General features: G+C 46.3%; 14 protein-coding genes. 12 read left to right on the top strand and 2 right to left on the bottom strand.

Annotation, left to right across the window (positions count from 1 at the left end; all coding sequences use genetic code 11):
• The first annotated feature begins 263 nt into the window (after window positions 1-263).
• The 3 genes from JUB15_RS22245 to JUB15_RS22235 are packed head-to-tail and all read left to right on the top strand — an operon-like array spanning window position 264 to window position 2,130.
• Entirely contained in the window at window positions 264-683 is a 420-nt protein-coding gene (locus JUB15_RS22245) for an LVIVD repeat-containing protein (RefSeq protein ID WP_207514860.1), read from the top strand.
• 11 nt (window positions 684-694) lie between these two features.
• On the top strand, window positions 695-1,435 hold the full coding sequence (locus JUB15_RS22240; protein WP_207514859.1) for an LVIVD repeat-containing protein: 741 nt from the start codon (window positions 695-697) through the stop codon (window positions 1,433-1,435).
• Window positions 1,435-2,130, top strand: a complete 696-nt coding sequence (locus tag JUB15_RS22235; RefSeq protein ID WP_207514858.1) for a hypothetical protein — start codon at window positions 1,435-1,437, stop codon at window positions 2,128-2,130. Before JUB15_RS22240 ends, JUB15_RS22235 begins: the two co-directional genes overlap by 1 nt.
• A 256-nt stretch (window positions 2,131-2,386) precedes the next feature.
• Here the strand turns inward: JUB15_RS22235 and JUB15_RS22230 are convergent, their stop codons facing one another.
• Together JUB15_RS22230 and JUB15_RS22225 are read right to left on the bottom strand one after the other, a co-directional pair.
• Window positions 2,387-4,945 (bottom strand): ABC transporter permease, encoded by a 2,559-nt coding sequence (locus JUB15_RS22230; protein ID WP_207514857.1) that lies wholly within the window; start codon window positions 4,943-4,945, stop codon window positions 2,387-2,389.
• Window positions 4,946-5,117: 172 nt separating this feature from the next.
• Complete coding sequence (locus JUB15_RS22225) at window positions 5,118-5,798, bottom strand: ABC transporter ATP-binding protein (RefSeq protein ID WP_207514856.1); 681 nt, start codon at window positions 5,796-5,798, stop codon at window positions 5,118-5,120.
• A 255-nt stretch (window positions 5,799-6,053) separates the two neighbouring features.
• Here JUB15_RS22225 and JUB15_RS22220 point away from each other — a divergent pair, with 255 nt between their 5' ends.
• The 9 genes from JUB15_RS22220 (at window position 6,054) to JUB15_RS22180 (ending at window position 13,906) form a co-directional block, all read left to right on the top strand.
• Complete coding sequence (locus JUB15_RS22220) at window positions 6,054-6,929, top strand: arylesterase (protein ID WP_242696470.1); 876 nt, start codon at window positions 6,054-6,056, stop codon at window positions 6,927-6,929.
• Window positions 6,930-7,185: 256 nt separating this feature from the next.
• A complete protein-coding gene (locus tag JUB15_RS22215; protein WP_207514855.1) occupies window positions 7,186-7,452 on the top strand; it encodes a hypothetical protein in 267 nt (88 codons plus the stop codon).
• A 159-nt stretch (window positions 7,453-7,611) separates the two neighbouring features.
• Complete coding sequence (sufB, locus tag JUB15_RS22210) at window positions 7,612-9,057, top strand: Fe-S cluster assembly protein SufB (protein ID WP_205512365.1); 1,446 nt, start codon at window positions 7,612-7,614, stop codon at window positions 9,055-9,057.
• A gap of 97 nt (window positions 9,058-9,154) precedes the next feature.
• Window positions 9,155-9,913: a Fe-S cluster assembly ATPase SufC gene (sufC, locus tag JUB15_RS22205; RefSeq protein ID WP_207514854.1), complete on the top strand. Its 759-nt coding sequence runs from the start codon at window positions 9,155-9,157 to the stop codon at window positions 9,911-9,913.
• A 157-nt stretch (window positions 9,914-10,070) separates the two neighbouring features.
• The gene (gene sufD, locus JUB15_RS22200) at window positions 10,071-11,375 is read left to right on the top strand and encodes a Fe-S cluster assembly protein SufD (RefSeq protein WP_207514853.1); all 1,305 of its coding nucleotides are present in this window, start codon (window positions 10,071-10,073) and stop codon (window positions 11,373-11,375) included.
• Window positions 11,372-12,613: a cysteine desulfurase gene (locus JUB15_RS22195; protein WP_207514852.1), complete on the top strand. Its 1,242-nt coding sequence runs from the start codon at window positions 11,372-11,374 to the stop codon at window positions 12,611-12,613. Before sufD ends, JUB15_RS22195 begins: the two co-directional genes overlap by 4 nt.
• Before the next feature lie 4 nt (window positions 12,614-12,617).
• Window positions 12,618-13,091 (top strand): SufE family protein, encoded by a 474-nt coding sequence (locus JUB15_RS22190; protein WP_207514851.1) that lies wholly within the window; start codon window positions 12,618-12,620, stop codon window positions 13,089-13,091.
• Window positions 13,057-13,368 (top strand): iron-sulfur cluster assembly protein, encoded by a 312-nt coding sequence (locus JUB15_RS22185; protein WP_207514850.1) that lies wholly within the window; start codon window positions 13,057-13,059, stop codon window positions 13,366-13,368. The genes JUB15_RS22190 and JUB15_RS22185 overlap by 35 nt, the downstream gene beginning before the upstream one ends.
• 34 nt (window positions 13,369-13,402) lie before the next feature.
• Window positions 13,403-13,906, top strand: coding sequence for an RrF2 family transcriptional regulator (locus JUB15_RS22180; RefSeq protein WP_207514849.1), 504 nt, complete (start codon window positions 13,403-13,405; stop codon window positions 13,904-13,906).
• Window positions 13,907-14,012: the final 106 nt, after the last annotated feature.

Raw genomic sequence — 14,012 nt, 5'->3', positions numbered from 1 at the left:
AGGGCTGGTAAGTTCACACTTCACATTCCTGCGACCTGCATGACCGGTTTAGATAATGAAACGTTAATGAAATCTTAAACAGTCTCTGGTGAATAAACAGCTGCAACGGCCGTTAAAAGGGGAATGTCTTGAACTTTCAAATTAAACGCATGAACCCCCCATTACTAATTGCTTCCGGCATAGGGTTATGCCTTTGCCTGTATAGTTGCGAACCGGATTATCCGGATTCCACAGGGGACAAGCAGGCTTATGTACCTGTGTATATGTCCGCAACCGAAAAAAATAACATTTCCCTCTCCAGTGCACGAACAACCGAAAGATCCGGGAAGATATATGCCTTTGCAAACTATATTTTTCAGAACGACCAGAATAAAGGCATTCATATCATCGATAATAGCGACCGGATGCATCCTAAAAAGATCGGTTTTTTGAATATTCCCTACAATACCGAGTTTGCTGTAAAGGGCAATTATATCTATGCCAACAATGTAAACGACCTCGTGGTAATCGATATCAGGGATATTAACAATCCCACGGTGGTAAATAGAGTGGAAGGAGCTTTTCCTTATGTGAATCAGCAATATCCCCAGCAAACGGGTTATTTCGAATGTCCCGATACGACCAAAGGCATTGTGGTAGCCTGGGAATTACAGACCGGTAAAACTGTCAACTGCAGACGCTAAAAACATTTCGCATGAAGCATTTATTATCCTGTATACTGCTGGCAGTAGTACTGGTAGCAGTTGTTCAATGTCATAAAGCTACAGATTCAGGCAAACTCACCGGCAGTGGCGGCTCAACAGCCCGCTTTACCATAAGTGGTAATTACCTGTATACCGTAGATAAATCGAACCTGAAAGTATTTAATATCGCCGATGCAGCCAATCCGGTTTTGAAAAATACAGTACCGGTGGGTTTTGAGATTGAGACCATTTATCCGTTTAAAGACAAGCTGTTTATTGGCTCAACCAGTGTAGTGCATATTTTTTCGGTTGATGATCCTGAAAATCCGCAGAAACTGAGCATGGCCATTTCGCCGGAGGTACTACGCCGTTGCGATCCTGTGGTTGCCAGGGATACAGTTGCGTATGCAACATTGCGCACGAACCAGCTGTGCGGCGGTACCCAAAGTATTCTGGCTGCCTATGATATAAAAGATATTACGAAACCGGTTCAGAAAGCAACCTTCCCGGTGAGTGAACCTTACGGGTTAGGCTATGCTGATACTGCTTTGTATGTATGCAACCGCGATGGCCTGTATGTTTTTAACATCAGCAGTGCATTCAATCCGCAGCTCATTAAGAAGATCCCTGATGACTGGTACCTGGATGTGATCCCCTATAATAATACCCTCATCTGCCAGGTGCAGGATGGCATGAACCTGTTTGATATTTCCAGCCGCATGGCCCCAGCCCTCATTACAAAAATTAAATAATGATTCGTGTTTACGTGTTGTGCCTGTGGCTGCTGGCGGCAGAAACGGGCAGCGCTCAAAGGATCAAATACCAGGGGTTGAAAGCCGATACCGGAACCGTTTACCTGCGCCATAATCCCTTGGGCTGGATGGATTTTTTAGACGGAAATGTTACCGTGGGAGGAGAGTACAGGTTCAACAGGACCTGGTCGGCCACCCTGGATGCAGGCGCTATCTGGTATTCAACCTATCTTCCAAAGACGAGGCAGGCCACCGGCCTGCTATTGCGTCCGGGGGCAAGGTTATACCCCGGCAAATACAAAGACTATTTTATTGACCTGCAATTGCATTATAAACAGGTAATGTATCATGTGAAAGACTGGATCGAACGCGATGTAGTGCAGGATGTGGCCTCGTATGAGGAACTGGCCAGATTCCGCTTTAAGAAACGGGTAATGGGTGTACATATAATGGGAGGATTAAAGCAGTACTTTACCAACAACCGCCGTTTTTTCATGGAAATATATCTTGGGCTGGGCGTTCATTTCAAGAAGGAAGGTTTATACAACGAACCGCCTGACAGCCGGTTTGAGCATGGCTTCCGGATGCTGGCCCAAAATGACAGGGTGAGCGAAAACAATACTACTAATGTTCCGGGGAAGCGTGTACTGCCGGCCGTGCCCGGCGGCTTACGGATCATTTACCGGTTACGCTGAACGCTTGCCCGTCCGTAGCTTTAGCGAAGGCGGGTTAAACGCTCAACGATAAACGCTTAACGGTTAACGCAGATCGCTTGCGTGGCCTTGCGCCTTCAGCCTTCAGCCTTCCGCCTTCAGCCTTGCGCCTTTAGCCTTAAGCCTTTAGCCTTTAGCTTTGCGCCTTCAGCCTTCCGCCTTTAGCCTTCAGCCTTGCGCCTTTAGCCTTGTGCCTTCAGCCTTCGGCCTTCAGCCTTTAGCCTTGCGCCTTCAGCGCCTATACTTCTTTGCGTAAGACCTCCAACGGTGGTTTGTTCAATAAACTGCGGCTATTGAGCAGGCCGATGATGACCGTTAAGAGCGAAATGGCCGTAAACAAAATTAAGATCGGAAGCGCATGTGGGGTAAAGGGCGCTTTGAAACTATATTTTGCCAATGCCCAGCTGGCTGCCATCGATAACAGAATGCCGGTGGCAGCTGCCAGCGCACCTAAAAAGAAATATTCAAGGGCAGTGATAAATAAGATTTGTTTCCGGCTGGCGCCCAGTGTTCGCAACAGGATACTTTCCTGGATGCGTTGAAATTTACTGATGAGCACCGAAGCAATGAGTACGATCAAACCGGTAATAATGCTGAACCCAGCCATAAAGCGGATCACGAAACCGATCTTATCCAGCACTTCATCCAACACGGTAAGGATCAGGTTGAGGTCGATGACCGAAACGTTGGGATACTTTTTCACAATGGCCTGCTGGAACCGGGCAGATACTTCCGGCGTTGGCACCCGCGTAACCAATACGTGGAACTGGGGTGCTTCTTCGAGCACGCCGGTGGGAAATACCACCCTGAAATTGGTTTGCACCCGTTGCCAGTCAACCTGCCTGAAGCTGCCCACTACCGTTGGGATCAACGTACCCTGCACGTTGAAGATAATATGATCACCCAGGTTTACGTGAATACGTTTGGCGTACCGGTCTTCCATGGAAATGTAGATCACATCATCAGCAGATTTAACCGGACCATATAATTTTCCCGCGGTCAGTTTTTCGGAGCTCGTCAGGGTATCGCGGTAGGTTACGCGGAATTCCCATTCATAGGCTTCCGTACGATAGCCTGAGCTGGTATCCTGTTTAACCTGGGCGGCGGTCTGGTGGTTGATCTCTTCTACCCGCATGGTAACAATGGGAACCTGCTGCATAACGGGCAGTTTATATTGTGTGGCCAGTTTGGCCACACTGTCTTTCTGGTTGTTCTGGATGTCGAAAAGGACCATATTGGGCTGGCTGCCGCTACCCGATAACGTTACCCGGCTGATGAGTATATCCTGAATAAAGTACAGGGTGCCGATAAAGGCTGCCCCCAAACCGATGGTTACAATGAGGATAAGCGTTTGATTGTTGGGGCGGTACAAATTGGCAAAGCCCTGCCGCCACAGGTAATTCCAGGAGGTAGGGAAGAACCGTCGCACCAGCCAGCGCAATGTCAATGCTACAAGGGATAACAACAGGAAGGCAACCAAAATGCTGCCGGTAAAAATGATCGACTGCCGCCAGCTGTGGATCTGCCACCAGGTAAAACCGGCCACAAAGAAGAGTATGGCTGCATACACCAGCCACTTGAGCGGGTCACGGAACCTGATATGTTCAACCGAGAGGCGCAGGGTGTACAGCGGAGAAATATTTCGCACATTCACCAGGGGCAGCAAGGCAAACAATAAAGAGATCACCACGCCTGAGATAAGACCCTGTCCGATGGCCTTCCACGAAATGCTGGTCGTTACCTGCACTGGTAAAAAATCTTTTAATACGGCGGGTAATTGATGCTGAATGACGATGCCCAGCAATGCGCCCAGCATAGAACCTATTAAACCTATGGTAACGATCTGAATTAAATAGATCAGGAATGCCTGCGATGAATTCACGCCCAGGCAGCGAAGGATAGCGATGGACGCGATCTTTTCGCGCATATAAATATGGATGGCGCTTGCTACGCCAATACAACCCAGTAACAGTGCTATAAAGCTGATGAGGGTAAGGAACTGGTTGAAATCCTCAAACGCCCGGCCGGTATTTCTTTTTCTTTCTTCAACCGTATCGTAATCAAGTCCTTCTTTTTCCAAACGCGATTCAATAGCCGAAAGCACAGATCCAATGACAGCAGGATCGGCATATTTATAGTAATAGGTCGTTGCAATACGGCTGCCTTTCTGAATGAGACCGGTAGAGTCGAGGTATTTGAGGGGAATATAAACGGGCGGCGCTACGGTGGTGGAAATGCCGGTTCGGCCCGGTGCTTTGGTGATAACCCCTGCAATGGCGAAGGTAACATCGCCAATTTGTATCGAGTCGCCCACCTGCGCATTGTACTGCAGCATTAAGGTTTTATCAACCAGGGCCTCGCGGGTATTGCGAAATGATCGCGCGGCCCGTACCGGCGTGGTTTCAATAGAACCATAGTAGGGGTAATCGCCTTCGAGCGCCCGTACCTGTACCAGCCTCGTGCCGTCGGATTTGGTAAAATAGATCATGGAGGCGAAGGTGCGTTCAACCGAACGCTGATCGCCGAGTGAATCGAGCAGGGGCCTGATGCGGGAGCTGACCCTTTTGTTACTTTCAATAACAAGGTCGGCGCCTACAAGTGTTTTTGCCTGCGAGTCAATGTCGCTGCGCACATTATCGCCCAGCGAGAAAATGGCTACCAGGGCGGCAATACCCAGTACGATGGATGAAATAAATAAGAACAAACGCGACCGGTTACGCCGGCTATCACGCCAGGCCATTTTCAATAACCAGCCAAAGCGAAGTTTTCTTTTGTATTTGAATCTCATTAAATCCATCCTGCCTTATTTAAATCACAAACCACAGGAACCAGGTACCAAATAAATTCCAAAAACCAATAAGACCAATAATCTGAGTTGGGCATTTATTTGAGAATTGCGATTTACCATTGTGATTTGTTCATTGAGTTTTGAGATTTATCTGGGTCTTGTGATTTGTAATTTCGGATTTTTAGTTCAGTTCATCAGCTACGAGATGCCCGCCTTTGATCTTTATAATACGTTTGGTTTGTGAAGCCAGTTCCAGGTTATGGGTCACGATGATCAATGTTGTGCCGGCCTCCTGGTTCAGGTCGAACAGGAGTTTGATCACTTTGTCACTGGTTTCCACATCGAGGTTACCGGTTGGTTCGTCGGCAAATAAGATGCGGGGTTTATTAGCAAAAGCCCGGGCCAGTGACACCCGTTGCTGTTCGCCGCCCGACAGCTGGGCAGGGTAGTGATGGATACGGTTTTGCAGGCCAACTTTTTCCAGCAATCCGATTGACCGGGCGCGCACATGTTTTTCACCCCGCAATTCCAACGGCACCATCACATTTTCGAGCGCAGTGAGCGTAGGCAGTAACTGGAAGTTCTGAAAAATAAAACCTACATAGCGGTTGCGCACTTGTGCCCGTTCATCTTCACTCAATTGATCGAGCCGGATATTGTTAAGTTCTACCGAACCCATACTGGCCCGGTCGAGCCCGGCGCAGAGTCCCAGCAGCGTAGTTTTACCACTGCCTGATGGGCCGACAATAGAAACGGTTGAACCGGCTTCCACCGCGAAATTCACATCATTGAGCACCGTCAGGGTTTGCCCCGCGCCCTGGTATGTTTTGCTAACGTTCTTTACGTTGAGAATTGTTTCCATATATGCTAAAAAGCTAGTGGCTGGTGGTAAATGGCTAGTGGTTTTACGTGTCACTCGCTATTACCTGACTGCCTGTTTAATTGAAAAGTTGTGGTTAGCAGTAGATTTCCGCCCCCTTGTATTTCCCCGTTCCGATGCTCGCGGCCGGCATCTCGACAAGCGAAGCTTTGTCGGCGACTCGCCACTTACTACTCGCAAGGATTAAACTTTTAATTACAGTTGTGTAGTAATAAAGTTGCTTAAATTAATGTTATTTTGAGAGTAAACTATTCGAAAGATCGTATAGACGGAACAGCGGAAAAAACAGGAATAGTTCTCTTCTTTACCTTGAAAACGGGGATTGAAGACCAGGAAATGTTGAAAAATCCGGCAGGTGATTTGAATGAAATAAAAGGGCAAATTCTAAAGGAGGTACCGATGAAACAGTTTAGCAGTATTTATTATATGGGCGGAAAACTATTTGCAGCCGGTTTACTGGCGTTGATATTGCTGGCCGGCTGCGCGAATAACGAGGAAAAAACGAGCGAAGCTGCCAAACAAAAGCGGGAACAGGTGACAGGAACAGCTGACAATGTAAAAACAAAGACCATAGTATTCTATGGTAACAGTTTAACTGCAGGGTATGGCGTGGACGCTTCATCGGAAGCATTCCCCGCATTGGTGCAGGAAAAAATAGATAGTCTGCAATTGCCTTATAAGGTAGTGAATGCGGGAGTAAGCGGCGAAACCACTGCAGGTGGTAGAAGCCGGATCGACTGGATACTCCGGCAGCCGGTAGATGTATTTGTATTGGAACTGGGCGGAAATGATGGTCTGCGGGGTATTCCTATCGCAGAAACTTCCCGTAACCTGCAAGCTATTATTGACCGGGTAAGAGAAAAATACCCCAACGCAAAAATAATTCTGGCGGGTATGCAGGTTCCACCCAACATGGGCCGGCAGTATGCAACCGCTTTCCGCGGAACGTTTGAACAATTGGCAAGCAAAAACAATCTATATCTTATCCCATTTCTTCTCGAGCATGTAGGCGGCGTTGCATCGCTGAACCAGGCCGATGGCATCCATCCTAACCGGGAGGGGCATAAAATAGTGGCCGAGAATGTGTGGAAGGTTATCCGCGAGCTATTGTAGAAAAAGTTGGCAGGCGCATTGAAAAATTGAATATTAACAATGGATGGTTGCCGCCAATGTAGCTAGAACAGAAGGTCTGCATCATGATTTAAATCATGCTGTTTTCATGGTTAGGTACGAGGCATTTGCACGGGTTTATTTTACCTCGTTCTTCTAAACCCAAACACAATGAAACTACATGTACACGTATCCATCACAGATACCTTGTTCTCAATAATATTTTAATGGCCTGTTCGCTGCAGGGCAGTTGAAGCAGTTGAACAAGTCTTACGATGGCGACCAGTTCGCTCCGATTACCAACCTCCCTGAACTAAAAGCTGTGTTCCTGCATCATAATGGATTGCTTACCTGGAAAGTAGAACATGAGATGGATGGCTACAGCCCTGTTTTATTTTTGAAGGAAGAGGCCTGGAAACTGGTAACTGGTAGCCGCGTTTTCCCTACCTTTGCGGCGCAATTCCCCGACCGGCATCAGCGCTACCCGCTGAAAAGACTTTTAACAAAAGCGAACCCAGCCGGCTAATAAAGTTGTATGTCTTTGAAAGTCAGTGACTACAATTTTATAAATAAAATTTATCCCCCCATAATAGAAATGATGCAGAGCTGTTTATACTTTTTAGTATAGATTGTCGTACCTTTGTGCTCCAAATTCGAAAACAGGTCAATTCAAAAGTATTTTGATATGAACAATGAGCTTAGTGCAATTGAAAAAACGGTTCTCAGTGATTACAAATATGGTTTCGTAACAGAAATTGAAGCGGATGAAGCGCCTCCGGGGCTAAATGAAGACACCATCCGTTTTATTTCGGCCAAAAAAAATGAACCGGAGTGGATGTTGGAATGGCGGCTAAAAGCTTATAACCACTGGCTTAAAATGCAGGAACCTTCCTGGGCTAATATTAAGTATGATGCCATTAATTATCAGGATATTAAATATTATTCTGCTCCCAAACAGAAAAAGAAGGTAAACAGCCTCGATGAAATCGATCCCGAGCTGCGCAAAACATTTGAAAAGCTGGGTATTTCGCTCGATGAGCAAAAACGCCTTTCCGGCGTAGCCATAGATGCGGTTATTGACAGCGTTTCCATTGGCACCACTTTCAAGGAGCAGCTGGCTGAGCTGGGCATCATCTTTTGTTCTATCAGCGAAGCCATACAGGAACATCCTGAGCTGGTTAAAAAATATATAGGTTCAGTAGTACCTATTACCGATAACTATTTCTCGGCCCTGAATTCAGCTGTTTTCAGCGATGGGTCTTTCTGCTATATTCCGAAAGGCGTTCGTTGTCCGATGGAATTATCTACCTATTTCCGTATCAATGCGGAAGGTACCGGGCAGTTTGAGCGTACATTGCTGATTGCCGATGAAGGCAGCTATGTGAGCTACCTGGAAGGTTGTACAGCGCCTATTCGCGATGAGAACCAGCTGCATGCTGCCGTGGTTGAGCTGATCGCCATGGAAAATGCCGAGATCAAATATTCAACGGTTCAAAACTGGTATCCCGGCGATAAGGACGGTGTTGGCGGTATTTACAACTTTGTAACCAAACGCGGTATTTGCCAGGGAGCTCATTCCAAAATATCCTGGACGCAGGTAGAAACCGGTTCGTCCATTACCTGGAAATATCCCAGTGTGATCCTGAAAGGTGATCATTCAGTTGGTGAGTTTTATTCTGTAGCAGTAACCAATAACCACCAGCAGGCCGATACCGGAACTAAAATGATGCACCTGGGTAAAAATACCCGCAGCCGTATTGTGTCGAAAGGTATTTCTGCCGGCGTAAGTAACAACAGTTACCGCGGACTGGTGCATGTTGGTAAAAATGCAGCCAATGCCCGTAACTTCTCCCAATGCGACTCTTTATTATTAGGCGACAAATGCGGCGCTCATACCTTCCCTTATATTGAAGTAAAGAACAATACAGCCGTAGTTGAGCACGAAGCTACTACCTCCAAAATTGGTGAAGACCAGATCTTCTACTGCAACCAGCGCGGTATTGATACCGAAACGGCCGTTGCCCTGATCATTAATGGTTTTGCCAAGGAAGTTATGAACCAGTTGCCGATGGAGTTTGCGGTTGAAGCACAGAAGCTGCTTGCGATCAGCCTTGAAGGAAGCGTAGGTTAATATGCTAATGTGATAATTAGCAAATCCCGCAGAGCGGGACAAGTTATGCTAATGAAATAAAAAAATGACGATTCACGATTAAATTATATCATTTATTATGTTATCAATTAAGAACCTGCATGCAAGTATTGACGAGAAGAAAATTTTGAAAGGTATTAACCTCGAAATTAAACCAGGTGAAGTGCATGCCATTATGGGACCTAACGGATCTGGTAAAAGCACCCTGGCATCGGTACTGGCTGGCCGGGAAGATTATGAAGTAACAGATGGTACGGTTGAGTTTGCCGGAAAGGATCTGCTGGATCTGTCTCCGGAAGAAAGAGCTGGTGAAGGTTTATTCCTCGCATTTCAATACCCTGTTGAAATACCAGGTTTAAGCACTACCAACTTTATAAAAACTGCGGTAAATGAAGTACGTAAGTACCGTGGGGAAGAGCCTTTGGATGCAGTAGCATTCCTGAAACTCATGAAAGAGAAAATGGCGATGGTGAACATCGATCAGTCACTGCTGAGCCGTTCACTGAACGAAGGCTTTTCTGGCGGTGAAAAGAAAAGGAATGAAGTATTCCAGATGGCCATGCTGCAACCCAAACTGGCTATTCTCGATGAAACTGATTCCGGTTTGGATATCGATGCCATTCGTATCGTAGCCAATGGCGTGAATAAATTACGTAGCAAGGATAACGCCGTACTGGTAGTTACCCACTATCAACGCCTGCTGGATTATATCGTACCTGATTTTGTGCATGTGCTGTACAACGGACGAATTGTAAAATCTGGTCCAAAAGAACTGGCGCTTGAGCTGGAAGAAAAGGGCTATGATTTTATCAAGAATGAGTTTAAAGTTGAAGCATAATTGAATAAATGATCGGTTGCCGGTTACCGGTTACCAGGCCACCAATGCAGGTGTTTGATCAATAGTTAGCAATCTGTAAGCTCAAGACCCGGAAACCGGAAACTGGTAACTGGTGACCTAAACCAGTAGTTTGGAATCTGAAACGTAATAAACAAAGATGAATAATCTAGAATATATTAAAGAGCGGTACAATCAGCTACCTTCTGTAAACGACCTGAATGGTTTGGGCGTTATTCGTCAAAAAGCATTTGAGGCATTGAATAAAATGGGTATTCCTACCACCCGTCACGAGGAGTGGAAATATACCCGTATAGGCAGCTTCTTCAATAAAGAATATCAATACCAGGCGAATCAATCAGCTGTAAGCGCCAACGAACTGTCTGCAGTTCGCCTGCCCGGTTACGAACAGGCTAACGAAATGGTGTATATCAATGGCCGCTACTCACCTGAGTTATCGGTGATCCGTTCAAAAGGGTTGACGATACAGCCTTTGGAGGAAGCAGCTAAAAACGAGTACAAGGACATCGTTTCAAAACACCTGGGCCATAGCAGCAATTACCTGAAAGATGGTATCATGGCGTTGAGCACTGCTTTTGTGCAGGATGGTGTGTTTGTACATGTAAAGAAGGGGCAGATCATTGAGCATCCCATTTACATTTATAATATTACCGATGCGCGTCAGGCAAACGTACTGGCCCAGCCCCGTACGCTGGTATATGTAGGAGAGAATGCGCAGGTGAAGTTCGTTGAAACGTTCAGCACCCTGGGCACGCAGGAAAGCTTTACCAACCGCGTGATCGAGATCGTGGTTGAGAAAGACGCCATCACAGAATATTACAAGATCCAAACCGATGCTTCACATGCCAGCCAGGTAGCTACTACCCATATACAACAAATTGGTAAGAGCTATACGCATACAGTTACGGTATCATTGAATGCCGGGCTGGTTCGTAATAACTTGAACATTGTGCTGGACGAGCAGTATTGCGAAGCGCATTTATACGGTATTTATTTACAACAGGGCCAAAGCCATATAGATAACCATACGGTGGTTGATCATGCCAAGCCGCATTGCGAAAGCAATGAGTTGTATAAGGGCATGTTGGATGACCAAAGTACTGGTGTGTTCAACGGAAAGATATTTGTGCGGCAGGATGCCCAGAAGACCAATGCCTACCAGAGCAATAAGAACATCTTACTGAACGAAGGAGCAAGTGTAAACACCAAACCGCAGCTGGAGATCTTTGCAGATGATGTAAAGTGTTCGCACGGTTGTACTATTGGCCGCCTCGATGAAGAAAGTTTATTCTATCTGCGCTCGAGAGGTATTTCGGAAAACACTGCCCGCTCTTTATTGTTACACGGGTTTGCAGTGGATATTCTGGAGCAAATTAAGCTGGCTCCCATTCGGGAGTATGTTGACAAACTGATTTCAGAACGTTTGGAATTTGATTTAGCATGATACAGAGCGACACCATAACAAAGGAACTGGATGTATATGCCATCCGGCAACAGTTCCCGGCACTGAACCGGCAGGTGAAAGGTCAGCCACTGGTATATTTTGATAATGCCGCGACTACACAGAAGCCGCAGGTGGTGATTGATGCACTGGTTGATTATTATACGAATTATAACGCGAACGTGCACCGGGGTATTCATACCCTGGCCGAAGAAGCAACCGCTGCTTTTGAAGCCAGCCGTGATGCCGCCCGGCAGTTCATCAATGCAGGTTCAAGGGAAGAGATCATTTTTACCCGTGGTACTACCGAAGGCATTAACCTGGTAGCTTATACCTGGGGCCGTAAAAATATAAAGGCAGGGGACGAGATCATTATCACCGAAATGGAGCACCACTCTAACATTGTTCCCTGGCAGCTGTTATGCGAAGAAAAAGGCGCCACCTTAAAAATGATCCCGCAACAGGATGGTGTGTTGTTGCTGGATGAATATAAAAAGCTGCTGAGTTCAAGAACAAAACTGGTGTCCGTAGTGCATGTATCCAATGCATTGGGAACCGTGAACCCGGTAGAAGAAATTATCAAACTGGCACACCAGGCCGGTGCATTGGTAATGGTAGATGGCGCCCAGTCGTCTGTTCACCTCGACATTGACGTGCAGGCGATGGATTGCGATTTCTTTGCCTTCTCATCCCATAAGGTGTATGGACCAACCGGTATTGGCGTATTATATGGCAAAAAGCAGTTGCTCGAAGCTATGCCGCCTTTTCAGGGTGGGGGTGAAATGATCAAGGAAGTGACATTGGAAAAAACTACCTATGCCGACCTACCTTATAAGTTTGAAGCCGGCACGCCAAACATCGGCGATGCGGTTGTATTGAAAACGGCGTTGGAATTTGTGAGTAAGATCGGTAAAGAGAAGATCCGAAATCACGAGACGGAATTACTGGCTTATGCTACGGAGCAGCTGGTTCAGTTACCTGGTGTTCGCGTCATTGGAAGTGCTGCCCATAAAGTGAGCGTGGCTTCTTTCGTGATTGATAAAGTGCATCCGCAGGATATTGGCATTTTGCTCGATAACCGCGGTATTGCTGTAAGAACCGGTCACCACTGCGCACAACCATTGATGCATTGCTTTGGGATACCGGGCACCATCAGGGCTTCCCTGGCTATGTATAATACCAAAGAAGAAGTTGACAAACTGATCGTTGGATTGGAGAAGGCTTTAAAAATGTTATTATAAAAAAATGAGCGACCAAAAGACCATACAGGAAATTGAGAACGAAATAGTGGAAGAGTTTTCATTGTTCGATTCATGGGATGATAAATACGAATATATCATCGACCTGGGAAAGAAGCTGCCTGTACTGGAAGACAAGCATAAACTGGATGAGAACAAGGTACGGGGATGCCAGAGCACCGTATGGCTGGTAGCTGATTCTGTTGATGGTAAAGTAATCTTTAAAGCCGATAGTGATGCCGTGATCGTGAAGGGTTTGATCAGTATGCTGATCAGGGTATTGTCGGGCCATACGCCGGATGAGATCATTCAGGCCAACCTGGGATTTATTCAGAAAATTGGCATGACGACCCACCTGGCGCAAACCCGCTCAAACGGGTTGCTGGCCATGGTTAAACAGATGAAAAATTTTGCGCTGGCTTATAAAATAAAAAACACGATGTCGCATGGAGAACGAAGCGCTGAAACAAAAAGTAATTGAGGTATTGCAAACCATTTTTGATCCCGAATTACCTGTGAGTATTTGGGAACTGGGTTTGATCTATGAAATAAATATACTGCCGATCAACAATGTTCAGATCGTAATGACCTTAACGGCGCCCGGCTGCCCAGCAGCCCAATCGCTACCGGTTGAAGTTGATCAGAAAGTGCGTGCGATAGAAGGCGTGAATGACGTACATGTTGCCGTAACCTGGACCCCGGCCTGGGATAAGAGCATGATGTCGGAAGCAGCACAATTAGAATTGGGATTTTTATAAATGATCATCCCTTTAAACAAGAACTCGTAATTACATGAAAATAACTGCACAGGAAGAATACGGTTTGCGTATATTAATACGTCTTGCAGCCTGCAAGGATACGAATGGCATGAGCATTCCGCAGTTAAGTGAAGCGGAGGGGCTCACAGGCACCTATGTTGCCAAGCTGACGCGTATTTTACGAATGAAGGGTTTTATAAACAGCACACCCGGATACAAAGGCGGTTATGTGCTGGCCAAACCTGCCAGGGAAATTGTGATCAATGATGCGTTGAAGGCGTTGGGTGGTCCTATGTTCAATAGCACATTTTGTGGTTCACATACCGGTACCATGAAGTTATGTACCAATTCGGTAGATTGTTCGGCCCGTTCATTGTGGCAGATGATCCAGTACACGTTGGATCAGTTACTTGACAAAGTGACCCTGCATGACCTGGTGAACTCCGAGAAAGAATCTACCAAGATATTATACCAGATGCTGCAGCCCGATCCGGCCCTGAAGCGCAGTATCATGAGCATTATCGCTCCTGAAGAATAAATGACTGCATATAAACTGAGACTGTAAAATAAACTGTGTCAAAGGTTAAAAAATCAAGACCTTTAATACAGTTTTTTTATGGACAAAAAAGAAAAATTCGACTATG

It is taken from the genome of Longitalea luteola (genome assembly GCF_017356035.1).
GTDB lineage: Bacteria > Bacteroidota > Bacteroidia > Chitinophagales > Chitinophagaceae > Niastella > Niastella luteola.
This window is presented reverse-complemented; position numbering and strand designations above follow the sequence as displayed.